Source organism: Rhodococcus sp. GQ147 (assembly GCF_059759155.1).
The window spans coordinates 22,763-48,037 of sequence record NZ_JCAXDU010000020.1 but is presented as its reverse complement, the minus strand read 5'-3'; the positions used below and the strand labels follow the sequence as shown (position 1 = coordinate 48,037).

At 65.2% G+C, this 25,275-nt stretch carries 22 protein-coding genes; 14 read left to right on the top strand and 8 right to left on the bottom strand.

The annotated features are described in order from the left end of the window. Window position 1 precedes the first annotated feature (1 nt). Genes AC6CID_RS20375 through AC6CID_RS20365 form a run of 3 tightly spaced genes read right to left on the bottom strand, consistent with a single transcriptional unit; the run spans window position 2 to window position 3,008 of the window. Complete coding sequence (locus AC6CID_RS20375) at window positions 2-508, bottom strand: hypothetical protein (protein WP_039584288.1); 507 nt, start codon at window positions 506-508, stop codon at window positions 2-4. Then, window positions 505-1,692, bottom strand: coding sequence for a zinc-dependent alcohol dehydrogenase (locus tag AC6CID_RS20370; protein WP_039584289.1), 1,188 nt, complete (start codon window positions 1,690-1,692; stop codon window positions 505-507). Before AC6CID_RS20370 ends, AC6CID_RS20375 begins: the two co-directional genes overlap by 4 nt. Window positions 1,693-1,724: 32 nt before the next feature. Next, window positions 1,725-3,008 carry an aromatic ring-hydroxylating dioxygenase subunit alpha gene (locus AC6CID_RS20365; RefSeq protein ID WP_006552202.1) on the bottom strand — a complete coding sequence of 428 codons (1,284 nt, stop codon included), beginning with the start codon at window positions 3,006-3,008 and terminating at the stop codon, window positions 1,725-1,727. A 314-nt stretch (window positions 3,009-3,322) separates the two neighbouring features. Here AC6CID_RS20365 and AC6CID_RS20360 point away from each other — a divergent pair, with 314 nt between their 5' ends. The 4 genes from AC6CID_RS20360 to AC6CID_RS20345 all read left to right on the top strand — a co-directional run bounded on the left by AC6CID_RS20360 (window position 3,323) and on the right by AC6CID_RS20345 (window position 8,105). Next, window positions 3,323-4,153, top strand: coding sequence for an IclR family transcriptional regulator domain-containing protein (locus tag AC6CID_RS20360; protein ID WP_228044740.1), 831 nt, complete (start codon window positions 3,323-3,325; stop codon window positions 4,151-4,153). A gap of 253 nt (window positions 4,154-4,406) precedes the next feature. Continuing rightward, window positions 4,407-5,651 carry an MFS transporter gene (locus AC6CID_RS20355; protein WP_498354372.1) on the top strand — a complete coding sequence of 415 codons (1,245 nt, stop codon included), beginning with the start codon at window positions 4,407-4,409 and terminating at the stop codon, window positions 5,649-5,651. Next, complete coding sequence (locus tag AC6CID_RS20350; protein WP_006552205.1) at window positions 5,648-6,442, top strand: IclR family transcriptional regulator domain-containing protein; 795 nt, start codon at window positions 5,648-5,650, stop codon at window positions 6,440-6,442. The genes AC6CID_RS20355 and AC6CID_RS20350 overlap by 4 nt, the downstream gene beginning before the upstream one ends. Window positions 6,443-6,839: 397 nt before the next feature. After that, the gene (locus AC6CID_RS20345) at window positions 6,840-8,105 is read left to right on the top strand and encodes an MFS transporter (RefSeq protein ID WP_228044743.1); all 1,266 of its coding nucleotides are present in this window, start codon (window positions 6,840-6,842) and stop codon (window positions 8,103-8,105) included. Between the two features lie 204 nt (window positions 8,106-8,309). On the opposite strand, the gene AC6CID_RS20340 is transcribed toward AC6CID_RS20345, so the two are convergent. Beyond that, window positions 8,310-9,785: an aldehyde dehydrogenase (NADP(+)) gene (locus AC6CID_RS20340; RefSeq protein ID WP_498354371.1), complete on the bottom strand. Its 1,476-nt coding sequence runs from the start codon at window positions 9,783-9,785 to the stop codon at window positions 8,310-8,312. Window positions 9,786-9,947: 162 nt separating this feature from the next. On the opposite strand from AC6CID_RS20340, the gene AC6CID_RS20335 reads away from it, so the two are divergent. From AC6CID_RS20335 to AC6CID_RS20290, 10 genes are all read left to right on the top strand, one after another. Next, window positions 9,948-11,084: a CaiB/BaiF CoA transferase family protein gene (locus tag AC6CID_RS20335; RefSeq protein ID WP_071936074.1), complete on the top strand. Its 1,137-nt coding sequence runs from the start codon at window positions 9,948-9,950 to the stop codon at window positions 11,082-11,084. 50 nt (window positions 11,085-11,134) lie between these two features. Next, the gene (locus AC6CID_RS20330; protein ID WP_094979928.1) at window positions 11,135-12,253 is read left to right on the top strand and encodes an acyl-CoA dehydrogenase family protein; all 1,119 of its coding nucleotides are present in this window, start codon (window positions 11,135-11,137) and stop codon (window positions 12,251-12,253) included. Between the two features lie 7 nt (window positions 12,254-12,260). After that, a complete protein-coding gene (locus AC6CID_RS20325; RefSeq protein WP_498354370.1) occupies window positions 12,261-13,460 on the top strand; it encodes a CaiB/BaiF CoA transferase family protein in 1,200 nt (399 codons plus the stop codon). Beyond that, complete coding sequence (locus AC6CID_RS20320) at window positions 13,457-14,611, top strand: zinc-binding dehydrogenase (protein WP_498354369.1); 1,155 nt, start codon at window positions 13,457-13,459, stop codon at window positions 14,609-14,611. The genes AC6CID_RS20325 and AC6CID_RS20320 overlap by 4 nt, the downstream gene beginning before the upstream one ends. Next, window positions 14,608-15,732 carry a glycoside hydrolase family 88 protein gene (locus tag AC6CID_RS20315; RefSeq protein WP_006552212.1) on the top strand — a complete coding sequence of 375 codons (1,125 nt, stop codon included), beginning with the start codon at window positions 14,608-14,610 and terminating at the stop codon, window positions 15,730-15,732. The genes AC6CID_RS20320 and AC6CID_RS20315 overlap by 4 nt, the downstream gene beginning before the upstream one ends. Before the next feature lie 55 nt (window positions 15,733-15,787). Then, entirely contained in the window at window positions 15,788-16,969 is a 1,182-nt protein-coding gene (locus tag AC6CID_RS20310; protein WP_039584301.1) for a GAF domain-containing sensor histidine kinase, read from the top strand. Further along, a complete protein-coding gene (locus AC6CID_RS20305; protein WP_039584302.1) occupies window positions 16,966-17,604 on the top strand; it encodes a response regulator in 639 nt (212 codons plus the stop codon). Before AC6CID_RS20310 ends, AC6CID_RS20305 begins: the two co-directional genes overlap by 4 nt. Window positions 17,605-17,734: 130 nt before the next feature. Further along, the gene (locus tag AC6CID_RS20300; RefSeq protein ID WP_230792364.1) at window positions 17,735-19,045 is read left to right on the top strand and encodes an MFS transporter; all 1,311 of its coding nucleotides are present in this window, start codon (window positions 17,735-17,737) and stop codon (window positions 19,043-19,045) included. A 174-nt stretch (window positions 19,046-19,219) separates the two neighbouring features. Continuing rightward, entirely contained in the window at window positions 19,220-19,981 is a 762-nt protein-coding gene (locus AC6CID_RS20295; RefSeq protein ID WP_498354368.1) for an SDR family oxidoreductase, read from the top strand. A gap of 14 nt (window positions 19,982-19,995) precedes the next feature. Next, entirely contained in the window at window positions 19,996-21,378 is a 1,383-nt protein-coding gene (locus AC6CID_RS20290; protein ID WP_498354367.1) for a potassium channel family protein, read from the top strand. A 165-nt stretch (window positions 21,379-21,543) separates the two neighbouring features. On the opposite strand, the gene AC6CID_RS20285 is transcribed toward AC6CID_RS20290, so the two are convergent. From AC6CID_RS20285 to AC6CID_RS20270, 4 genes are read right to left on the bottom strand one after another with little or no spacing between them, the layout of a single operon-like run. Further along, on the bottom strand, window positions 21,544-21,801 hold the full coding sequence (locus AC6CID_RS20285) for a MoaD/ThiS family protein (protein WP_039584303.1): 258 nt from the start codon (window positions 21,799-21,801) through the stop codon (window positions 21,544-21,546). Beyond that, entirely contained in the window at window positions 21,794-22,669 is an 876-nt protein-coding gene (gene fdhD, locus AC6CID_RS20280) for a formate dehydrogenase accessory sulfurtransferase FdhD (RefSeq protein WP_039584305.1), read from the bottom strand. Before fdhD ends, AC6CID_RS20285 begins: the two co-directional genes overlap by 8 nt. Next, window positions 22,657-22,815: a hypothetical protein gene (locus AC6CID_RS20275; RefSeq protein ID WP_169847085.1), complete on the bottom strand. Its 159-nt coding sequence runs from the start codon at window positions 22,813-22,815 to the stop codon at window positions 22,657-22,659. The genes fdhD and AC6CID_RS20275 overlap by 13 nt, the downstream gene beginning before the upstream one ends. 10 nt (window positions 22,816-22,825) lie before the next feature. Continuing rightward, window positions 22,826-25,186, bottom strand: a complete 2,361-nt coding sequence (locus AC6CID_RS20270) for an FdhF/YdeP family oxidoreductase (RefSeq protein ID WP_498354366.1) — start codon at window positions 25,184-25,186, stop codon at window positions 22,826-22,828. Window positions 25,187-25,275: the final 89 nt, after the last annotated feature.

Sequence of the window (25,275 nt, the reverse complement as noted above, 5' to 3'; positions counted from 1 at the left end):
GTCAGATCCTTGAGGTCGAGAGAACTGGCGCGTAAGCACCCGGGGTGCGGTATCCCCCTTTGAGAACGTCGACGAAGGCGGTGGCGAGAGAGACCTGGGTGAGGGACACCAGCATGTCGAGTTCCATCCGCAGTACTGCCATCGCTTCGGCCCCTTGCGGGCTGTCCCAGTCCTGTTGGTCGATCAGGACACCGGCGAGCAGGTTGCCCGATTCGCGGGCTGCTTCGGCCATGGCGGTGGCGAAGCCGATGGGGACCTGGGGCAGTACCGAACCGATGAGAATGACCATGTCCGATTCGGTGACCAATTCGTCGATACGACGCACCACCGTGGCCTCGGCGTTGATGTCGCGTACGGCCGCCTCGGCGGGCGAGTGCGCGGTGACGACGTCGACATCGGTCAACCCCGCCCGAGCCATCTGCTCGACCAGGTCGTCACCGGACTTCCCCAGGGGCACCAGCAGTATTCGAGCTACGTAGGACAGCCGGCGGGGTGTCGTCTCGCTCATGACAGCGTTCCTCGTTTCTGAGTGTTCGGGCGGCGCAACTGTGGACGGATCACGACGTGAGGACTCACCGGCCCCTGTCCGGTGGCCATCCGCCCCAACATGTCGTCGACCTCGTCGAGGCCGACGTCGACGGAGGGCACGATCTCCAATCCGGATCGGCCGCCGGCGAGAAGTTCGATGCTGCGTGTGACTGCATCAGGAGAGCGGCCTCGGACACCGACGATGGTGTTGGCGCCGCGCACCAGAGATTTGAGATCGAGTTCGCAGACCGGCGTCGACCCCAGTCCGCCGATGACCAGCCGGCCCCGCTTGCGCAACGCACGGGCGGCGGCGGCCACGGCCTGTCCTCCGAGTCCTACGGTGTCGAGGAGTACATCGGCTCCCTCACCGCCGGTGGCTCGCAGGATCAGTTCGGCAAGGTCGTCGTTGTCGTTGATCACCGGCACCGCACCGAGCGATTCGGCGATCTCGAGGCGCCCGGCCGACTCCGGTACCCCGATCACGACGATGCGGGCGGCACCGACAGCCCGGGCTGCGGCTACTGCGGAGATACCGTGGTAGCCGGGGCCGATGATCACGACCGTCGACCCCTCCTCGGCGCCGCCGGCATCGACCGTCCAATCCAGCGCGTTGGCGAAGGGCTGTGTCCACGCTGCGAGGTCCGCATCGAGATCCGCCGGTAGGCGGTACACGAGGCTGTTTGCGCTGAGCTGCATGTATTCGGCGTTGCCGCCGTGCAGACCGGACCCGTCGTTCGCCGGGACCAGACCTACTCGCCGCTTTCCTACGAACAGATCGGTCTGGGGGCACATGCGGTGATCACCGATGCGGCACGCCGGGCAGTCCTGCTGCATACACGGCAGGTACTCCTCCAGCGCGACCCGGTCGCCGGGCCGCACGTCCCATGCGGCGGACTGGGTCCGATCCACCGAGACGACGGTCCCGACGACGTGATGGCCGAGCACTGTGGGCGAGTCCAGTCCGGCCCGATAGAGACCGACATCGGTTCCGCACACCGCGGAGGATTCGACTTCGAGCCAGCCCACGGCACCGACGGCTGCGCTGGTGTCGAGGTGGCGGATGGTCGTGGTTGTGTCGGGCATCGACACCGCGGCGCGGACCATCGTCGGCGGGCCGGCTAACGAGGGTGTCGATGCGGTGTCGATGTCGGCTCTATTGGTCACGACGGATTCCTTGTTTCTTGTTGCCGGAGTGGTCAGATGGAGACGAAGTCTTCGCCTTCGACCATGCGGAGTGCGTCCTCTGCACCTTCCTGGAAGGGCGTTGCCTTCGGCAGCAGGACCGAGGTCGACCGCACACGCTGGTGTTCGGGCTGCAGGCCGGGCAGGGTCTCCGCTTCGAGTTCCTCGAGGGCGGCGAGCAGTCGGCGGCGGGCCAAGATGATGCCGGCGTCGGAGGTTCCGAGGCGTTCCTTGGTGCGATCGCAGATTGCTCCCATCGATTCCTGCAGGGAGAAGTCCTGGGCGGCGATGCCCTCGATGCCGGAGAACGTCTTCTTCTGCTTCTGGGCCTCGCGGTCCATCAGGTAGTCGTTGTCCTTGTTCGCCAGCGTCCGGTAGGTCCCGGGGATGTACTTGGCGTGGATTCCGTCTCCGTTGCGCATCGACGCGAGTTCGTCCTCGCGCAGCTCCCGGGTGGGGTGGTAGTTGATGCTCCACGCCCAGCACGTCTCGTCGTCGATGGGCACCCAGGCGTGCCCGCCGAGCGGATTGTGGGTGCCGAACGGGGGAATGATGGTGTACCAGGGCATGATCCACTGGGTGATCCGCCAGTAGTACTCGTCGTCGTTGGCGTTGCGGCGAGCACCGATGACCAGACCGCCGTCGCTCTCGGCGACCTCGAACTTGGGGCGGGTGTCGGCCTTGAGGTACTTGTTGCCCTCGGTTCCCGAGTGCATCGGGTCGTCGTCGAGGTTGAATCGGTGGGCGAACGAGACGTGGCTCGAATCGATGCCGCCCTCCATTGCCTGCAGGTAGTTCGTCTCCTGCAGTCGCTTCGAGACGAATCGGTGGCCGTCGCCGAGCATGGCCCATTCGAGTTCGGGGAGTTCGGGCTTGAGCTCGGGCGGACCCATGTAGGTCCAGATCACGCCGCCGCGCTCAACACACGGGTATGCCTTCTGCTTGATCCGGGACTTGAACTTCGAGTCCTCCGGTTCGGACGGCATGTCGACGCAGTTGCCCTCGACGTCGTACTTCCAGCCGTGGTATGCGCAGCGCAGGCCGCAGTCCTCGTTGCGGCCGAAGTACAGCGAGGCGGTGCGGTGACTGCAGAACTCGTCGAGCAGGCCGAGCCTGCCCTGGGTGTCGCGGAATGCGATCAGTTGCTCGCCGAGCAGCTTGACCCGGACCGGGGCGCAGTCCGGCTCCGGCAACTCCTCCGCCAGCAACGCCGGGATCCAGTACCGGCGGAAAAGCCGGCCCATGGGCGTATCGGGGCCCGTCTGAACCAGCAGAGTGTTCTGGTCTTGCGTCAGCATGGCAGTCCTTTCGACCTTCAACGACCGATTGCGTCCGAATAGCGCGCACGTGCGCGGAAATTGATCGGTGGGAGCACTGTGGCACACGTCGCTTCGCACCGTCAACCATGGGCGGCCTTACTTTTTGCCCTAAGACCCCTGGTACTCGCTGTTTCTGTCGCCGAGACACGCGATGGATCACCACCGGCGAAGGTGCGCACGCCGCCGTGGAAGGTCCGAAATGAACGCGCATATGCGCGCACATCGGACTCCACTACACTCGCGGTCGTGGGATCGAAGAAGCCCACTCAGTGAGGGCACCGGAGAGGGAACAGATGACGCGAGCCAATAGCGCGGTGGACGCCATGCCGACGTCGACCCCCGTGCGGCCGGCCCGCCCGAAGGACGCGGTCCAATCACTCGAACGCGCCATCGCAGTGCTGACCACCTTCGACCGCGAGCATCGCCACCTCACACTGACCGAGGTGGCAGAGCGGTGCCGACTCCCCCGCTCGGCGGCGCGCCGATTCCTGCATACCCTCGTCGAACTCGGATTCGTCGAGGTCTCCGGCCGCAAGTTCACCCTGACACCGCAGGTACTCGAGCTGGGCTATGCCAACCTGTCGAGGTTCACCCTCGCCGACGTGTGCCGGCCACACCTCGAGGCACTTGCGCGAAACCTGGGTCTCTCCGCGTCCGTCACAGTGCTCGACGGTCCGGACATCCGGTACGTCAGCAGAGTGGAGGTTGCGTCCGGCATGTCGGTGTCCTTGAAGGCGGGCAGCCGATTGCCCGCCCATCGGACAGCGACCGGACGGGTGCTGCTGGCCGCACTTCCCGAAGCCGAACTGAACCGGCATCTCGACTTCTCGGCTCCCCAGGACCCGCACCCGGCGCCCGCCCACGACGAGCGCAGTCGACTCGAGCGCGAATTGGACATCATCCGCCGTCAGGGCTGGGCCTTCGCCGACCAGGTTCTCGATGTCGGAGTGCAAGCGTTGGCCGTGCCGCTGCGCTCCCGAACCGGCCGCGTCGTCGGCGCACTCACCGTGTCGATGTACCAAACACACGAATCCGCGCGCACCCTGGTTCCGCGGTACCTTCCCCCACTCCTCGAAACCGCCGGTCGAATCTCCCTGGAACTGCGCGCCGGAATCGACGTCTGAGCGCATCCCATGCCGCGAGGACGCGCACGTCCACCCGTCGCCGAACACCCACGGCGTGCTCCGCGGCCTCCCGTCACATGTCGCCACGCTTCGATGGCCCACGAGAGTCGGGGACGCGGCGAGGTAGGTGCCACACCCTCGGACGTGCGACACTTGCGTCCGAATATAGGTTTCTTGAACGCTATGCGGACGCTTTGCGCTGAGATCGTGCGCACCGTCGCGCAGCGATAGGACTGTCGATGGAGTGCCTGTAGTGAACAACCGCAATTCCCGAGCACTACTGCCGTTGCTGACGGCAGCCATGGCGATCGGCCCACTGCTGACCTACGGCCTGAGCGCGACGAGCGCGCTGGTCATCGACTCGCTCGGCATCACCGCGGCGCAGTTCGGAATGCTCGCCACGCTCAGCTTTCTGGCGGCGGCTGCCCTGTCCCTGACCTTCGGGCGATTCAGCGACCGCTTCCCCGCTCGCGCACTGCTCGTCACGATCTTCGCGGGCGCCGCACTCTCGTTCGTCATCGCGGCGCTGTCGACGAACTACCTGTGGCTACTCGCAGCCATGGCCTTGTCCGGGGCTGCACAGGCCCTGTCGAATCCCGTCACCAACCGCGTGATCAGCGATAATGCCCCACCGGCCAAACACTCTCCCTGGATCGGAGTGAAGCAGTCCGGGGTGCAGGTCAGCCAACTCGCCGCCGGAGTCGGATGCCCCACCCTGGCACTTGCCTGGGGATGGCGAGGCCCACTATGGGTCGGCGCGGCCATCGCGGGCATCTCGGCCCTCTGGGCCTGGCGTTGCGCACCGTCCCGGAACCGTTCCCAACGGCCGGCGAGCGCCCCCGAGCGTGCCGCACCCTCCTCCGACCGCACCGAGCGCCGCACCCTGCCTCCGGCCGTCTGGCTGTTCGCCGCCTACGCCTTGTTCTCCGGCGCCGCCCTTCAGGCCACCAACGTCTATCTTCCGTTGTTCGCGCACGACGAAATGGGATTGAACCTGACCGTGGCCGGGCTGACCGCCGCGATCGCCGGCCTGCTCGGTGTCACCGCGCGAATCGGCTGGGGCCGCGCGCTTTCCGGAGGAACCGGCCCCTTCACCCTGCTACTGGTCCTCGCATCGGGCTCCCTGCTCGGCGCACTCGCCCTGCTCGGTGCCGAACTCTGGGGATGGCTTGCCCTCCTGTGGATCGGCGTCGGCGTGCACGGTGCGACCGCCCTCGCAGCCAATGTGGTGTTGATGGCGGGTGCGCTCCGCGTGGTTCGGACCAGCACCGTAGGCCGCGCCTCGAGCGCCATCGCAGTCGGGATGTATCTCGGATTCGCCGGCGGGCCCGCTCTGATGGGCCTGCTGACCGATCACACCGGCGGATTCGCGACCGGCTGGTCTGCGGCGGCAGCGCTGTACGCAGTATGCGTCGCGCTCGGCCTCTGGGGGATCCGCACTTCTCACGCCCCCACTCGATCGGCAGCGTCACACGAAGTAGATAGGTTGAGCCTGTGAGCGAGAACGAAGCAACCACGACGACCCCGGAGCAGAACCGCGATCACGTTCAAGCTCTCGGCCGGGGGCTCGAGGTACTCAAACTGTTCGGGCGAGAACGTCGCCCCCTGTCGGTCACCGAAGTCGCGACCCTCGCCGGTATCACCCGCACCGCGGCCCGGCGCTTCGTGCTGACACTCGAGTACATGGGTTATCTGTCCTACGACGGCACCGCCTACACCGCCCGCCCCGCGATACTCGAGATCGGCGACGCCTACGTCCTGAGCAGCGGACTTCCCGAGATCGTCCGGCCCCACCTCGAACGCCTGGCCGAGCAGACGCAGGAGACGGCCTCGCTCACCGTGCTGCATCACGACAGGATCTTCTATGTCGACCGGGTCCAGGCCGACCGGGTCCTCACGGTCGAAATCGTGGTCGGGACGAGTCTGCCGGCCTACGCCGTCGCCACCGGTCGTGTACTCCTGGCCGACCGCACCGATGCCGAACTCGACGCCTATCTGGCTAGCGTGGACACCCACAGTTACACCGCGGCCACCACGATCGACACCGACGAACTACGCGAGAAGATCCTCGCCGCACGCAACGAGGGATGGTCGCTGGCGGACGAGGAACTCACCGAGGGAGTGCGGTCGATCGCCGTGCCCGTTCGCGACGCCGAAGGCTACGCAGTCGCCGCTCTCAACGTCTCCGCCCAGTCCTCGCGGGTATCACTCGATCACATGCGGGGATCGATCCTCACCGCTCTGCGCACTGCGGCCGAGCAGATCCGCGAGGAGCTCGCAGCGATGTGAGGCCCTGTCCGGTGATCGCGGTCGTCATCGGGACAGCGCCCTGCGCGCCGCGTGATCGACGGATCGAGCGGCGATCACACGATCCGGCCGATGGCCTCCCGGACCGGACCGATGGGCAAAATCCGTCCGAATAGCGCGCAATTGCTCCACAAACGGACGCAAACATTGTGTGAACGCGATCACCTTGATAAAACAGGTGCAGCGCTCGACCGGTCGAAGGTGACCCACCCTGAACTTTCCGCGACATACCCCCTCGTGACGTTCACAGTCCCTTCCACACCTCGACTGCACCAACGCTATTCGACCGACGGCAGCGATCCTCTCCCCCGAGAACCCGGGTAGCAGCAACACAACCCGAGACCCCCTTATCGCGCCGAGACCAGACAGGAAACCCCTCGTGCAGACGATTTCCACATCACCTGATCAACAGGCACGCAACCGATATCGGTGGGTCGTGCTCGTGCTCTGCTGGCTCGCCTTCACCATGACCTCCGTCGATCGCTCCACCTGGGGCCCGGCATCGGTGTTCGTCGGCGAGGACCTCGGCGTACCACTGGCCAGCCTCGGCGTGTTCGCCACCGCGTACTACATCGGCTACGTCTGCTCCAACGCCCTCACCGGGGTGCTCTCCGACCGGTTCGGTGGCCGCGAGGTGGTCACCGTCTCACTCGCCGGCGCCGGCGTGTTCATGATGATCTTCGGATCGACCACCTCCGCGGTCATCGGCATCGGCGTGCAAGCAGTCGTCGGCTTCTTCGCCGGCGCGGATTACGCCGCAGGCGTCAAGCTCCTGGCAAGCTGGTTCCAGCCCAAGGAACTCGGCAAGGTCATGGGACTGTTCACCTCCGCGACCTCGCTCGGCACCGTCATCGCCAACACCGCCGTCCCGTGGATGATCAACCACTACAGCTGGCACGCCTCCTACCACCTTTTCGGTGCCATCTCGATCGTCACGGCCGTCATCTGTTACGTGATCATCCGGCCGGGACCGGTCACCAACACGATCGCTACCGCGGGCGACGGCAAGCGCCCCTCCGCCTGGAAGACCCTGACCACCAACCGCGATCTCATGCTGCTCTCCCTCGCCGGATTCGGCGGGTTCTGGGGCACATACGGATTCGTCACCTGGTCCAACGCCCTGCTCATCAAGGGACACGGCGTTTCCGGCACCACCGCCGGGTTCATCGTGGCGATCTTCGCGGGCGTGGCGGTCGTCAGTAAACCCCTCACCGGAATACTCGGCGACCGGATAGGCAGCGCCCGAAAGCCCGCGATCGTCATTCTCGCGCTGTTCTCCATCATCCTGATCTTCTTCGGAACGCTGGACAACGTCCCTGCGCTCCTCATCGCAGCACCCATCCTCGGCCTGGTCGGTTACGGATACCTGCCCCTGATCGTCGCGATGATCCCCCGCCTGGTCTCGAGCGACGTCACCGGCACAGCCGCCGGCGCATCCAACGCCTTCTGGCAGATCGCCAGCACCCTCGTCCCCCTCGCCATCGGCGCGGTCTTCTCCGCCACCGGCTCGTTCCTGGCAGCGTTCGCAGCCCTCGCCGTCGGACCGATGATCGGCGCAGTGATCCTGTACTTCGTCGACGAGAACGGCGGAAAGACCACCGTCGCCGACACAGAACCGGTCACTCCCGACACCACCACCTCCTGAGACCCACAACCAACGACACGGCGGCCTCCCTCCGGAGACCGCCGTGTCGTTGGTTGTGCAGCACACCTGGGCGTGACTACCCGCGCCGGTCCGGAAGGTCGTGTGACACAACGCCACATACAAACCCGGTCCGGAGCCACGCAACAGACGCAGTCCTCTGCGCACCCAGTCCGAACCGAGGCGACATCGCGAGCAGCGATGGCCCTACGACAGCCGGCCGTTCACTCGACGGGGGATACCCCACGGGTTCGCATCGACGAGAGCGGACGGCAGGTTCGCTTCGGGCACCGACTGGTAGGCGACCGGACGCAGGAACCGCCGAATCGCGGTCGCTCCGACGGAGGTGTGTACCGAGTTGGTGGCCGGGTAGGGACCACCGTGGTGCTGAGCCCAACCCACGGCCACACCGGTGGGCCATCCATTCCAGATGACGCGCCCCGCACGGCGCGCAAGCGCACCGAGCAGTCCCGCAGCATCGGGATCGTCATCGGTTCCGTGGACGGTCGCTGTCAACGTGCCCGGCAGGACAGCCATCGCCGCGTACAGCTCCTCGATCGATGCGTAGGTCACGATCAGCCCGAACGGACCGAAGCATTCTTCGAGCAGGTCCTCAGGGTTTCGACGCAGTGCCCGAGCGTCGGTCACGCCGATGACCGGCCGCACCGACAGTTCGTCCAGACCACTTTGCTCGGGCACTGCCACCGGCCGGACCTCGGGATGGTCGAGGATCTGCTGGGACACCTCGAGAAACGACTGCCGGATCCCTGCGTGCAGCAGACGGAACGAATCATCGGTGACGGCGGTTCGAACGAGCCACTCGATCGAACTCTGCTCGGGAACGAACAGCAGCCCCGGCTTGGTGCAGAACTGCCCCGCGCCGAGCAGCAACGATTCGAGGAACTCACCGGCGATCTTGCCCGACCGGTCCTCGGCGGCCGCAGGTGTCACGAACACCGGATTGGTGCTGCCGAGCTCACCGTAGAACGGGATGGGATCCGGGCGACCGGCTGCCAGATCGGCCAGCGCACGGCCACCCGATGTCGAGCCGGTGAACCCGACGGCGGTGATACGCCGATCCTGGACGAGCTGACGTCCGATCTCGGCGCCCTGCACAACCCCGAAGGTGCCGTCCGGGGCGCCGCACGCCCGCAGTCCCTCGTCGATCGCCCGCGCATAAGCGGCGGTCAATCGCGGCTGAGCAGGGTGGGCTTTGGCCACGACGGGGCAGCCGGCAGCCAATGCCGAAGCAGTGTCTCCGCCGCCGAGTCCGAATGCGAACGGAAAGTTGCTCGCACCGAACACTGCGACAGGTCCGGTGGGCACGAGCATCCGGCGCAGGTCGGGACGCGGAGCAGGGTGCGCATCCGGATCGGCCGTGTCGATGATCGCTTCCAGCCAGGAGCCCTCCTCGACGACCTCGGCGAACATCCGCAGCTGCGTCGTCGTCCGCGTGACTTCGCCGCGCAGGCGCGGCTCGGGCAGTGAACTGTCGGCGGCCGCCAGCGGTACCAGTTCCGACGCTGTGGCGTCGAGCGCATCGGCCACCGACCGCAGAAGGTGCGCTCGCTCGTGCAGGTCCGTACGAGCAAGAGGCGCCGCGGCGGCCTCGGCGGCGTCGAGAATCCGCTCGTAATCCTGCGCGGAGGTGTCGAGAAGAGTGTCTGTCGCAGTGGTTTCCATTGCTGTCCTGTCGAATTCGGAGCGTCCCGTGCTGAGTGTGTGGATCTCAGTGTGCGGGAGAACCGATGTGATGCGACATCTCCACATGGAGATGGTGTGAGTGCAGTCACCGCCTCCAGGATGGGCATCACACGAGATACCGGATGACTTTGGAGGACGACGATGACCGCAACGACAGGACCACTCGCGGGGGTTCGGGTACTGGATATGACACGTCTGGCGCCCGGACCGTACGCGAGCATGCTGCTCGCGGACCTCGGCGCAGAAGTGATCGCAATCGGTGGTGGTCGTTCCGGGCTTCCGGTGCCCGCGCTGTCGCGAGGCAAGGAATTCATCTCGCTCGATCTCAAGACCGCCGACGGCCTCGACGCCCTGCACACCCTCGTTTCGGAAGCCGACGTCTTCATGGAAGGATTCCGCCCCGGAGTGGCAGACAAGCTGGGCGCCGGCTACGCGGAACTGTCGGCTCTCAATCCCGGACTCGTCTACTGCAGCGTGACGGGCTACGGCCAGAACGGGCCCATGGCGCAGCGCGCCGGGCACGACATCAACTACCTGGCTATCGCCGGTGCCCTCGGGACCTTCGGCCCCTCGGATCACCCGCCGACACTGCCGCTGAACCTGGTCGCCGACTTCGCAGGCGGCGGATTGCTGTCGGCATTCGGCATCATGTCCGCCCTCTACGACCGCACGCGTACAGGCAAAGGCCGGTACATCGATGCCGCCATGGTCGACGGCGTGCTGTCGATGATGGGAATGAACTTCGTCGATTGGCAGACGCCGACGCTGCCCGGACGTGGACACGGCGTACTGACCGGATCGATGCCGTTCTATCGGTGCTACCGCTGCTCCGATGATCGCTACGTCGCAGTCGGGGCACTCGAGACCGCCTTCTTCGAACGGTTGTGGACCACCCTCGACCTCGGCGCCGTTCCGAACCATTTCGACGAGTCCACCTGGGACCACATCGAAAAGTCACTGACCACAGCATTCGAGACGAAGACGATGGCGGAGTGGACCACAGTGTTCGCCGATGTCGATGCCTGCGTGACACCGGTACTCGAACCGCACGAACTGGCCACCTTCGATCAGATCGTCGCCCGGGACCCGGACTTCGCACTGGATTCGGTCCCCGTGGTCCCGGTGTTCTCCGACGGCCCGACACGGCGCGCCACCGACACCCACGTCAAGACCGAGGAAGTGCTGCGCCGTGCCGGTGTCGCCGAAGACCTCGCCCACCGGGCGGCCGCAGCCGGTATCCCCTCGTCCGTGACGGGTCTGAGCTGGCCCCCACTGTGACCGTCGAACTTCCGAATCATCACCTTCCCCACACAGACCAGGAGTAATTCATGAGTATCGAGTATCGCGAATTCCGCGAGAGCGTCCGCAAACTCGCGCAGACCAAGATCGCACCGCACGCCGCCGATGTGGACGACAAGGAACGATTCCCCTCGGAATCCTGGGCAGCCCTGCGCAGCAACGACCTGCCCGGACTCGCCTACCCCGAGAGCCTCGGCGGCAGTGGAGCCGACCTGCTCGCCCAGGTCATCGCTGTAGAAGAAGTCGCAGCGTCCTGTGCAAGCACGGCACTGGTCATGCTGGTCAACTGGGCCGGCACCTCCACCGTGCTCCGTCAAGGCTCCGACGAACTCAAGCAACTGGTGGTACCGAACGTGGCATCGGGCGTCGCCGGCGCCGCATGGTGCATGACCGAGCCGCGCGTGGGCTCGGACCTGTCGGCGATCACAACGACCGCAACCCAGGATGGGTCCGACTGGATCCTCAACGGTCAGAAGCGGTTCATCAGCAATGCGCCGTGGGCCGACTGGTACGCCGTGCTGGCGAAGACCGGCGAGAAGTCACTCGGCATCTTCATGGTGCACAAGGACGACGCCGGCGTCAGTTTCGGCGCTCCCGAAAAGAAGATGGGTATGCGCGGCAGCCCCACGACCGACGTGAACTTCGACGAGTGCCGACTGCCCGCCGTCCGGGTCGTCAACGACCCCTACCAGGGGTTCGCGTACATCTCCGAGGAACTGAACGTCAGCCGGGCACTCATCGCCGCGCAGGCTCTCGGCATCGCACAGGGCGCATTCGATGCCGCAGTGTCGTACACGACCGACCGCGAGCAGTTCGGCCAGTCCATCTCCCGCTTCCAGCTTCTGCGCGGCATGGTCGCCGATATGGCCGTCAAGATCGAGTCGGCCCGCACGCTGCTGTACGACGCAGCCCGTCTCATCGACGACGGGGAACCGGCGGGACGGACGAAGGCGGCCATGGCGAAGCTGCTGTGCAGCGACACCGCCATGTCGGTGACCACCGATGCGCTCCAACTGCACGGCGGATACGGCTATGTCCGTGATTATCCGGTCGAGCGGATGATGCGCGACGCCAAGATCACCCAGATCTACGAGGGCACCAACCAGATCCAGCGACTCATCATCGCCAAGTCGGTATACGGAAAGTAGGCGCACCGTGCACCACCCCCAGCAACAACAAGCGCTGAGCGGCATCCGGGTCCTCGACCTCGGCGAGATCATGCAGGCGCCCGTGGCCGCGCAGGTTCTCGGCGACCTCGGCGCCGAAGTGATCAAGGTCGAGCGCGGTGTCAACGGAGACATGCTGCGAGGCCTCGATCGCGAGTCACTCGACGAAGGTCGCCCCAGTGCCTACTTCGCCGCGGTCAACCGCAACAAGCGCAGCATCGCACTGAACCTGAAAACCTCTGAGGGGCAGGACATTCTCCATCAGCTCCTCGCGGAGGCGGATGTTCTCATCCACAGCTACCGGACCGCGGCAGTCGAACGACTGGGCTTGACCTACGACGATCTGCACGAGCGCTATCCTCGGCTCGTCTACGGCACTGCGACCGGATTCGGCGAGACCGGGCCATACGCCCACAAAGCAGGCCAGGACATGCTCGCGCAGGCACTGAGCGGAATGGCACGCGCGTGCGGCGACCCGTCGATCTCGGCATACGTACATCCGGTACCGACCGTGGACTACGCCTCGGGTATGGCCCTCGCCCAGGGAATCTTGGCAGCACTGTTCGAACGCGAGCGCTCCGGCCGCGGCCAGAAGGTCAGCGTCAACCTCTTCGATACAGCACTGGCCCTGCAGACTCTCGAAAGCTCCACACTGCTGGCGTACCAGCGTGAGACCAACTGGGTCAGCGACTGGTACAGCGGCATCTTCGAAACGACCGACGGTCTGCTCTTGGTACTCGGCCTGTTCCGCGAGAACGCTCTGGGTCTGGCATGCAAAGCTCTCGGCATCGACGATCTGTCCGTCCAGCCGACGTTCGCCACACCACAGCTCCAGGCAGAGAACAAAGAGGCCGCCAACGCGGTTCTGCGTCCGCTGGTCGCACAGTTGAGCACCGCCGAGGCGGCAGAGTTGTTCGACGGGGTCGATCTGCTGTGCGCACCGCTGCTCACCTTGCAAGAAGCGCTCGATCATCCCCAGACGCGGCACAACGGCACGCTCGTCGACGTCGAGATCGAGGGTGTGCGCACCACCCGGTTGATGGGCAACCCTGTCACGTTGTCCCGCACCCCCGCCCAGGTGCGCCGTGGGGTGCCGGCGGTCAGTGAACATGCCGACGAAATCCTCCATGAGCTCGGTATCTCCGAGTCCGATGTCCAGACCTTGCGCAGTAAGGGAGTGATCCGATGAGTAATGCGATGCAGACGGACCCGACGAGCCCGACCACCGGCACCGCCACGGCGATGGTGCTCGAAGGCTTCGGACAGACCATGACCGCGACGACGTTTCCGCGCGTGACCCCCGATGCCGGCGCGGTCGTCGTCGACGTCACGCACGCGGGAATCTGTGGAACCGACATCCACCTGCAGCAAGGTCGCCTGCCCATTCCGGTACCGCTCATCCTCGGACACGAGGCGGTCGGTCGCGTACACGCCCTCGGCGAGGGAGTCACCACCGATGCCCGGGGCGAGCAACTGCACGTCGGGGACGCGATCTCATGGGCGTCCAACATCCCGTGCGGGCACTGCTACTACTGCCAGGACCAGCACGAACCGTCGCTGTGCGAGACCCGCAAGGTGTACGGCATCAACCAGTCATCGGCCGACTGGCCCCATCTGTCGGGTGGGTGGTCCGAACAGATCTACCTCCAGCCCGGCTCGACGATCATCCGCATCCCGTCCTCGGTGACCCCGCAGCAGGTGATCGCACTCGGCTGCGCCGGCCCGACGGCCGTGCACGCCGTGAACGATATCGCCAAGCCGCAGACAGGTGATGTCGTCGTGGTCCAGGGCAGCGGACCGGTCGGTCTGGCCTGCGCCATGTACGCCACACTCGCCGGCGCGGCGAAAGTGATCATCGTCGGCGGGCCGGCCAACCGTCTCGAGGTCGCGCAGGCCGCCGGCATCGGCGACATCCACATCGACATCTTCACCGAGACCGATCAAGAGGCCCGCCTGGAACGGATCCTCGCGCACACACCGGACGGGCGCGGCGCCGACGTCGTCATCGAGGCCACCGGAGTCCCGACCGCCGTGGCCGAAGGCATCGACCTCACCCGCCGCGGCGGCAAGTACCTCGTCGTCGGGCAGTACACCGACCACGGCACCACTCCGATCAACCCCCACTACATCACCAAAAAGCAGCTGCAGGTGCTGGGAAGCTGGGCGTTCTCTCCGCAGAACCACCTCGAATACGTCGAATCCCTCCCCCGGCTGACCGCCCACTTCGATCTCGCGTCGATGGTCACCGAATACCCGCTCACCGAGGCGGACGATGCCATGACCGATATGCGGGACGGGCGCACGCTCAAGTCGGTCCTCACCACCGGAGGCCGGTCGTGACCAACTCCCGGTACACCGCGGCGATCGAGGCGATGCTCGAGCGGATCGACTCGACCGCCAAGCAGACCGACGGCACCTTCCCGCACTACGGCGACATCGAATCCGGCGAATGGACCACCACCGCCGACGGAAACTGGACCGGAGGATTCTGGGGTGGCCTGGCCGCACTCGGCTTCGCCGCCTCGGGTGACAAGCGCCTGGCGCACCTCGCCGACGACATCACCGCGCAGATCCTGCCCCGGCAGAATTCCGACACCGCATTCCGCGGTTTCCTCTTCTGGTACGGGGCCGCAGTCAACCACCTCGTCACCGGAAGCGACGACGCGGCGCAGACCGCTCTGGCAGGTGCCCACGGCCTGCTCACCAGCTTCAACGATCGCGCCGGCATCATCCCACTCGGAGCAGAAGCAGAAGAAGCAGAGGCGGTCGGAGAAGGCGCCGCGAACATCGACGCCGTCCCGGGCACTGTCGCGCTGCTGTCGTGGGCCTCGGCACATACCGGCGACCCACGCTTCCTCGACGCCGCGATCCGCCACGCGCAGCGGCACATCGAACTGTGCATCCGCACCGATGGCTCGGTCTGCCAGTCGGCACGATTCGACACGTCCAATGGTGCACTGCTGGATCGCTACACCCACAAGGGCATGAACGCCGACAGTACCTGGGGCCGGGCACAGGCGTGGGCGATGGTGGCATACGCCCAGGCTGCGCAGTGGGCATCGCCGTCCTTCCTGCCGACCGCCGTCCGACTGGCCGAATGGTGGCTCGACCGCACACCGAACGGCGGCGTCGTGTCCTGGGACTTCGACGCCGGCACCGGTCCGGACGTACCGATCGACACCTCCGCCACGGCCATCGCCGCTGCCGCGCTGCTCAAGCTCGATCGGCTCGTCCCTGAGCGGACCGACTTCCGGGACCGGGCCGTCGCCCACGTCGAGGCACTCCTCGATCACCTCACCCCCACCGGACCACACGACAGCAGACCGGCCGGGATCCTGATGGACGGTTGCTTCGACAAACGCCGCGACTTCGCGACCCGAAACGAACTGATCTGGGGCGACTACTTCTTGCTCGAGTGCCTGATCAACCTGAACAACCGGTCCGATACGCTGAAGTTGTGACCGAACCACCATGACGGGTCACCCGAGACCCCGGAAAGAAGATCGAGGAAAGCCGGTGTCGGAAAATACACCTACTGCAGCTCACGAGTTCACCCACTCGGACCTCAAACCGTCGATCCTCGACAATCTCGCACTTTCGCGCGCCGAGCTGCTGGTTCTGACCGACGAAGCGTCGGCGATGACCACAGCAGGCCAGCGGATCCGGGAGATCGGCGACTTCGACATGTCGCTCATCGGGCGCGTCGAGGTCGATGGGGTGATGGTTCACCGCAGTTGGCAGGGCACGAAGAGCAACGCTCTGCACCGACTGGTGGTGCCGGAAGGGATCGGGCTCGGCGGCAAGAGCATCATGCTCCAACAACCCGTCTGGGTACGGGACTATCTGTCCGATCCCGGAATCACCCACGACTTCGACGCGCTCGTCGAACAGGAGTCACTGCGAGGAATGCTTGCCGTGCCCATGGCTTATGAAGGTCATGTACTCGGCGCCATGTACGTCGGCACCCGCGAATATTCGTCCTTCGGTGATCGAGTCATCGCAGAGATCCAGTCAATCGCCGAAACGGCCGCCGTCACTCTCCTCAGCGCCCAAAGGGCCGCCACCCAGACAGAACTCGCCCTCGAAGCCGAACGGAAACGGCTCGCCGAAGCCCTACACGATTCCGTGAGCCCGGTGCTTTTCCGGATCGGTGCCGAACTGCAGAGCCTGCGCGCCCTCGCTGACGCGCAGGCGATCCACGATCGCCTGCAGGAGATCACCGAACAGGTACACGCCGTCAATGCTTCCATCCGCAGATCGCTGACCGACCTCACCGCGCGGCCCCCCGAACGGAATCTTCCGGTCGGCATCGAGGAGGACTGCCAGGCATTCACGCTCCGGACCGGTATCCCGGCCCGTTTCGTGCCACTGACCGAATCCCCCGACCTCGATGTCAGCCGCGTCGAGGCACTCCAACGCCTTGTTCGCGAAGCGCTGGTCAACGTGGAGAAACACGCCGACGCGTCCACTGTGGTGGTCAGCTTGTCGGCGCGGTCGGGCAAGGTGACGGTCGTCATCAGCGACGACGGCCGGGGCGTCGACGGCACCGACGATCCGATGCGAGGAAGCCAGCTGGGGCTCGGATTGGCTGCAGGGCGCCTCGAGCGGCTCGGGGGCGGCATGTCGGTGGTCAGCGACGACGAAAGCGGCACCACCGTGCGCGGCTGGGTAGACGCTCTGGAGGGACCGAGCACATGACCGCGCCACCGAAGACCATCCGCATCCTCGTCGTCGACGATCATCCGATCGTGCGTGGCGGCGTGGAACTACTCGCCCGCGAGGACACCGACCTCGAAGTGGTGGGAGGTGCACTGACCGGCTCTGCCGCGGTCGAATTGGCCCGCACCCTGCCCGTCGACGTCATCCTCCTCGATCTTCGGCTCCCCGATATCCCTGCACCGGAACTGATTACGCGTCTTCGTCGAGCCGCGCCGCACGCGCGGATACTGCTGTTCACCGCGTTCGCCGATCACGGTGCCATCGATCTGCTGATGGAAGCAGGCGCCGACGGCTGCCTCGTCAAGGACATCAGCGGACAGGACTTCGCCACAGCCATTCACCGTGTGTCCAGCGGAATCCGGGTGGTCGACCCGAGGTTGACGGGACCACGAAAGGTCGTGACCTCCGAGGCGCTGTACCGGGCCGGCCTGACCCGGCGCGAGTACGAAGTGCTGCGTTTTGCGGCCATGGGTCACAGCAATCCCGAAATCGCTCAGGAACTGTCTCTCACCCGCAACACCGTGAAGACCTATCTGCAGAGCGCCATGCAGAAACTGAACGCGCGCAATCGCGTCGAAGCCATTGCACGCGCTCACGAACTTCGCTTGCTCTGAACCGAATTCGCTTTCCCCGGAGCGCACTCCACCTCTCCACATGGAGATGTTATGTGTTCTGGGTCACCCATATATTCGAGCCGCAGAAATCATCTCGCGCTCGCGGCAACGGAGGACCCACATGCCAAAAATGTCCCAAACATCGAAAGTAGGCTTTGCCAGCGGTGTCGGCACAACAGTCGAATGGTACGACTTCTTCATCTACGGCACCGCAGCCGGACTCGTCTTCAACAAGATCTTCTTCCCCGAGTTCGACTCTCTGATCGGCACTCTGCTCGCCTTCGCCACGTTCTCCGCCGCCTTCGTGGCGCGCCCGCTCGGCGGAGTGGTGTTCGGTCACTTCGGTGACCGGATCGGACGCAAGTCCATGCTCGTGATCACCTTGACCATCATGGGCTTGACCACTCTCGGAGTCGGGCTACTCCCGAGCTACGAGACCATCGGCGTCGCCGCACCGATCATCCTCGTCACCTTGCGTTTCGTGCAGGGTCTCGCACTCGGTGGTGAGATCGGCGGGGCGATCCTCATGGCCGTCGAACACGCTCCCGCCGACAAACGCGGCTACTACGGCAGCTGGGTGCAGATGGGCGTGCCGGCAGGATTGATGCTCGGTAACACGGTCTTCCTGTTGATGGCCGGACTGTCGCCCGAAGCGTTCGAATCCTGGGGATGGCGAATTCCCTTCCTGATCGGCGGCGCATTCGTCGCGATCGGCCTGTTCGTCCGACTGCATGTCGGCGAAAGCCCGAACTTCGACCGCGTCAAGAAGAACGCACAGCTGGAGAAGCTGCCCATCGGGGTGGTCCTTCGCCACTACCCCAAGCAGGTCCTCCTGACCTGCGGCGCCTACTTCGCCATCGGCGTCACCTTCTACGGCACTACGGTATTCGGCCTCAGCTACGGCGTCACGCAGGTCGGCTACACCCGAAACCAGATGCTGACACTCGTCCTAGTCGCCATGGCGGTCACGTTCGTCGCACTACCGTTGTTCGGCAAGCTGTCGGACGCCTACGGTCGAAAGCCGGTCTTCCTCGCCGGGGTTCTCGCCATGCTGCTGTTCACCTTCCCCTGGTTCTGGCTGGTCAACTCCGGATCCTTCGTGCTGGCGATGATCGGGTTCGTGGTGTTCTGCCTCGCCTTCGCCACCTCCTACGGTCCCCTCGCAGCCTTCTTCGCCGAAGCCTTCGACACCCGCATCCGCTACACCGGAATCTCCTTCGGCTACACGATCGGTACCCTCGCCTCGAGCGCTCCCGCACCGATCGTCGCCACCTACCTGCTCGATCGCACCGGCTCGTACGTCGCCGTGGCGCTGTTCATGGTCGCAATGTGCGCCGTCTCCGTCGTCTGCGTGATCGCCATGCGCGAGACCTACCGACAGGACCTGTCCGACAACGACGAAACCTCCGGACAGGAACAACTGTCACCGACCTCTCACTGAGCACGCGCACGCACCGGTCCCCGGTCGCCGACGTCCCGCCCCCTTCGGCCGGCCGCCGATTCGTCCGCACACGATCCCACGGCCGTGGACCTCGACAGACATCCATCCCACCCCGATTCCCGGGGGCGCGGAACTCCTCCCCCCGCGCCCCCGGCACCCTCGAAACGAGTCCAGATGAGCATCGCCGAACCGTCGCTGCACCCGTTGGCTCTACCCACCACCTCACTGCGTGTCCTGGTCACCGGCGTCGAACAGAACGAAGGCGCCCACGTGGCCCGAACGTTGGCAGCCGCTGGACACCACGTGTTCACGCACAGCTTCACCCTCGATGCTGCCGAGCACCTCGCCGGCCGAGTCGCCGATGACGACGGGATCGCTCATCCGGTCGCGGCCGATCTGACCCTCGAATCCGACGTCGACAACATGTTCACCCACCTCGAGCGACGATATGGCGGCATCGACGCGCTCGTGCACACCGCATGGCTACCCGGCCCGGAAACAGCATGCCACTCGCTGAGCAAGATCCGCCCCGCCGACTGGGGCCGGTTCACCTACGACCACATGGCGTTGTTGTTCCACACGACCAGACGTGCTGCCGTATCCCTCCACCGCACCGGCGGCATCGGATCGATCGTCACCGTCACCGGCCTGGACACGGTCCGCAGAATCACCGACACCGATCGAGGACCGGCGCGAGACTCCATGGACGGCGCAATCGAATCCTTCGCTCTCGCCGCCGGACGTGAACTCGGCAGTAACCTCTTGCGGATCAACAATATTCGTCTGGTACCCACCCCGACTCCGGAGACAAGTGTCACCGCTGCTGCCCCGATACGCCTCGAAGCGGTGCTGCCGGAGCTGATCGACCCAACATCCGATATCGGCTCCGGTGGCATCTTCACTGCCTACACCTCGTTCCCTGCACCTGTGCGGTGATCGGCGTCGGCCCGATGTCCCCATTCGTTGTCATCGGCGCGTCGAATGTTGCCCGGCTCGTGTGCGCGTCGCTCACCCAACGCCACTTCGATGTTGTCCACCTCGATGCACCCGACGACCCGGAACTTCTGCAGATCACCCAGCACGACCCGGCCGGGGTCGCCGTCGTCACCCACGACGACGCGGTCGCCGTCCGTTATGCCCTCGCCATCGCCCACATCAGTCCCCACACACCGATGGTCGTGACCGTCTTCGATCGCACCATCGCCAACCAGCTCACCCGATTGATTCCCCACTGTCAGGTAACCTCCCCCGCAGACCTCGCGACACCGTCCCTGGCCGGCCCGTGCATCGCTGCCACGATCGACGCCGCGCACACCGCGTCCGATGGCACCACACGCGTCCTCCGGCAATCCGCCCACGGTGACCAACCGACCTGGCAGCCGCTACCCCACAGCCGCACCAGCAGAATTCGCCGCCGATTCGTCCACTCCGTAGGCACACTACGATCCCACGACGCCGGCACCCGCATGCTGCTCACCGGCCTTATCGGACTGCTCGCCATCCTCCTGATCGATTGGATATGGCTCACTGTCGGCAAAGGCCACCACTGGGTCGAGTCCCTCAAAGAAGCAGTCCAGGTCGTCGCCACCGTCGGTCCCGCACCGGCCTCACACGGCGACCACACCTATGACGTGTTCGCGGCTCTGGCGATGTTGGCGGCGATCGTGTTCACCGCCATGTTCACCGCCGGGATAATCGAACGTCTGCTCGGAACCAGCCTCATCGGCTTGATCGGTCAACGGGTTCTCCCCCGCCGCAACCACGTCATCGTCGTCGGATTGGGACAGGTCGGTCTCCGGTTGTGCCTCGAACTCCGCAAACTCGGCATTCCCGTCGTCGCCATCGAACGCGACGATCGAGCCCGCAATCTGCGCCTGGCTCGAGCACTGAACATTCCCACCATCGTCGGGCACGGTACCGACAGAACCCTCCTCGAACGCGCCCGCCTCGACCGGGCCCGATGCCTTGCCGCCGTGGGCTCCGACGACCGTGACAACATCGCCGTGTCCGTAGCAGCCCACGGAGTGCACTCCGACGCCAGACTCGTCCTCAGAGCCGGCGAACACGAAGCCCTCACCGACACCGGATCCCTCCTCCCGCTAGGGATCACCAGGAATGTCGCAACCTTGAGTGCAACCTTCGTCGTCGCCCGACTGCTCGGTCTCGACGCCCACCGTGTCGTAATCGCGAACAACGCAATCCATCTCGAACTCGACGACGCCTTCGAGCAGTTCACCCTCACCGCACCGCACCATTGCCCGCACCTGACCACACAAACATGCCCACCTCTCGCTCACCGCGTGTATCCGGAAAAGACCTCAACGAAGCGATGAATATTCATCCGAGGAGTCCTCTCCGATGGCGACGCTGCAGGCCGGCGCGGGCACGGCCTTATCAGCCCTCGCCGAGCTCGAAGAATTCGATGTGCTCACCTACGTGTCGGACTGCTCGTCCGTCGTCGTTGTAGCAATCACACGTATCGACATCGAGGTCTCACTTCAGCCGCCGGCGAACGGTGGTAGCACGTCGACTACAGGACCCACAGCACGAGCGGGGTCACGGGTGAGCTCATCCCCGACCAAGAACATCGCCACCGACAGCACACGAGCCATATCGGGGCCGTGGCGGTCGATCAGCACCGTCTTCAACGTCCCGAGGTCGGTGGTAGGCGGCAATGCCACCGTTTCCTTCTCCGTCCCTGCGGTCTCTGCCGCTGCAGCGAAGTAGCGCACCTCGATACCCACTGTCCTATCCATCAAAAGCTCCGGTAGAAGTGCTCACAGAGTCGAGACCTGCGTTCCCCGCACCAACCCGTTCGGCGCGGGTATAGACGTTCATGGTGTCCCCGCGCAGGAACCCGACAAGAGTCAAACCGGCGTCATGAGCAAGGTCGATGGCCAGCGACGACGGCGCGGAAACGGCCGCCAGAATAGGAATGCCGGCCATGACGGTTTTCTGGGTCAGCTCGAAGGAGGCACGTCCGCTCACCAGCAGCACGGTATGGCGCAGCGGTAATCGTCGGTGCTCGACCGCCCAGCCGATGATCTTGTCGACGGCATTGTGGCGTCCGACATCCTCGCGCAGTGCGAGGAGTTCCCCTGCCACGGTGAATAATCCGGCAGCATGCAATCCGCCGGTGCGGTCGAAGGTATCCTGCGCCTGCCGCAGCGCGGAGGGCATCACCGCCAGCACTTCCGGATCGACCACGACCGGGTCGTGAGCCGGTGAGTGGCGGGAGCGTTGGCGGATCGCATCGAGGGAGGCCTTGCCGCACACCCCGCACGAGGAGGTGGTGTAGAAGTTGCGTTCGATGCCGGTCACGGGCAGAGCCACTCCGGGTGCGAGATCGATATCGAGGACGTTGTAGGTGTTGCGCCCGTCGTCGCCCGTGCTGTTGCAGTAACGGATTGCAGCAATATCGTCGCGGCCGGTGACGATCCCTTCAGTGAGCAAGAACCCCTGGGCAAGTTCGATGTCGGAACCGGGAGTGCGCATCGTCACCGCCAGCGCAGTGCCATCGACGCGCAGTTCGAGTGGTTCTTCGACAACGACCGTGTCCGGACGCACCACCCGCTGCGTTCCCTGCAGTCGGGTGATGCGGGCACGGGTGGTCACTCGCCCCATGATTCGAACCCATCATCGAAACTGTCGCACCGGCCGGCGAGCACACGCTGTTCCGACCGGGGCGCAGATAACGCCGAGGACATGCCCACACAACGCAGCAGCAGCTGGACAACAGCAATAAACACATGAGCGAACAGAACAGGCATCGAGATTCTCCTACGCAGACTTCGGATCGAGCTCGATACCCGGCCCGTCCGGCCGCTTCCCAGGCACCCGACGAGGCACAAGGCGGACGGTGACCGCCTTCGAAGCAGGAGTGTTGGACTTGAGTGCCACATGGTCGAGAGGCACGAGCGGGTTCGTTTCGGGATAGTAGGCCGCAACATTGCCCATCGGGGTCGAATAGGGCACGAGCCTGAAGTCCTCGGCCCGGCGCTCCTCGACGGTGCCGTCGGGACGGGTCCACTCCGACACCAGATCCACCCGGTCGCCGGGAGCGTACCCGGACGCTTCGATGTCGTCGGGGTGGATGAACAGGACCCGCCGGCCCGCCTTGATGCCGCGATAACGGTCGCTGAGGCCGTAGACGGTGGTGTTGTACTGATCGTGGCTGCGCAACGTCTGCAGGATCAGCCGACCCTCGGGGACAGGAAGCCAGTGCAGGTCGTTGACGACGAAGGTCGCCTTGCCGGTGTCGGTGGTGAAGCGGCGTTCGTCCCGCGGCGGATGGGGCAGGACGAACCCGTCCGGCCGCCGTACTCGGGTGTTGAAGTCCTCGAATCCGGGGATCACCCGCGAAATCGCATCGCGAATGCAGTCGTAGTCGTCGGCGAACCGCGCCCACGGCACCCGATGGCCGGAACCGAACAGGTGCTGGGCGAGCTCGCACACGATGGCGACCTCACTACGCAGATGCGAACTGGCGGGCGTGAGCCCTCCGCGCGACAGGTGCACCACCGACATCGAATCCTCCACCGACACCATCTGTTTGCGTCCGCCGCGGATGTCCTTGTCGGTCCGCCCCAGGGTGGGCAGGATGATCCCGGTCGCTCCGTGCGCGAGATGACTGCGATTGAGTTTGGTGGAGACCTGCACCGTCAGCGCGCAACTGCGCAGCGCTGTGGCGGTCACCTCGGTGTCGGGGGTAGCGGACAGGAAGTTGCCGCCCATAGCCATGAACACTGACGCCCTGCCGTCGCGCATGGCGCGGATCGCGTCGACCGCGTCGTAACCGTGCTGGCGGGGACAGCGAATACCGAACTCGGTATCGAGGGCCTGCAGGAACGACTCGGGGGCTTTCTCCCATATGCCCATGGTGCGATCACCTTGAACGTTGGAGTGTCCCCGCACCGGGCACACCCCCGCCCCACGCGTGCCGATCATCCCGCGCATCAGCAGCAGCGCTACCGCGTCTTCGATGGTGGCCACGGCGTGGGGATGCTGGGTCAAACCCATCGCCCAGCAGATGATCGTCGCTCTCGAGGCGACCAACGCTGCTGCAGTGTCCTCGAGCTGAGATCGGCTCAGACCCGTCGCAGTCGACACGGTGTCCAGATCCACGGCGCGGATATGGGTGGCCCACTGCTCGAAACCGGCACAATGCCGGTCGAGGAAGTCGCGGTCGAGGACCGTGCCGGGAGCACGGTCCTCGACGGCGAGCAGCAGTTTCGCCAGACCTTGGAACAGGGCCTGGTCACCACCGAGGCGGATCTGCAAGAACTCGTCGGCGATCGCCACTCCCTCGCCGAGCACGCCACGCGCCTTCTGAGGATCTTTGAAACGCAACAACCCGGCTTCGGGCAGCGGGTTGATCGCGATGACTTTCGCGCCGCGGGCCTTGGCTTTCTCGAGTACCGACAGCATGCGGGGATGGTTGGTCCCGGGGTTCTGGCCTGCGATGAGGATCAGGTCGGCGTGTTCGAGGTCGGTCACCGACACCGAACCCTTGCCGATGCCGATGGTCTCCGACAGGGCCGTACCGGAAGACTCGTGGCACATGTTCGAGCAGTCCGGCATGTTGTTGGTGCCGAACGACCGAATCATCAACTGGTACAAGAACGCGGCCTCGTTGGAGGTCCGCCCCGAGGTGTAGAAGATCGCCTCATTCGGGTCCGGCAGCGCCCGCAGATGCTCGGCGATCACCGCGTAGGCATCGTCCCAGTCGATCGGCTCGTAGTGGAGGCTGCCAGGCCGGATGATCATCGGGTGCGTCAGCCGGCCCTGGCGACCGAGCCAGTAGTCGGTGCGTGCGAGCAGTTCCGGTACAGAATGGCGGGCGAAGAAACCGGGGTCGACGGTGCGAGTGGTGGCTTCCTCGGCGACAGCCTTGGCGCCGTTCTCGCAGAATTCGGCACGTTTCCGGTGACCTGGTGTTTCCGGCCACGCGCAGCCCGGGCAGTCGAAGCCATGCTGTTGGTTCAGCTTCGTCAAGGTGCGGGCGGTGCGCACCGGACCCATCTGCTCGAATCCGTGCCGCAGCGAGACCAACACCGCCGGTACCCCGGCGGCATAGGATTTGCGCTCGCTGACTTCGATGTCGTTCTCGTCGTGAACGAGTGGATCGCTGATATCGGTCATACGCTGTGTCGTACCCATCGATCGGTCGGCGAGCACACCCCACCGAGAGAAAGTCGGTTTCGACGCCGAGAAGACGAGACCCCCTGTCG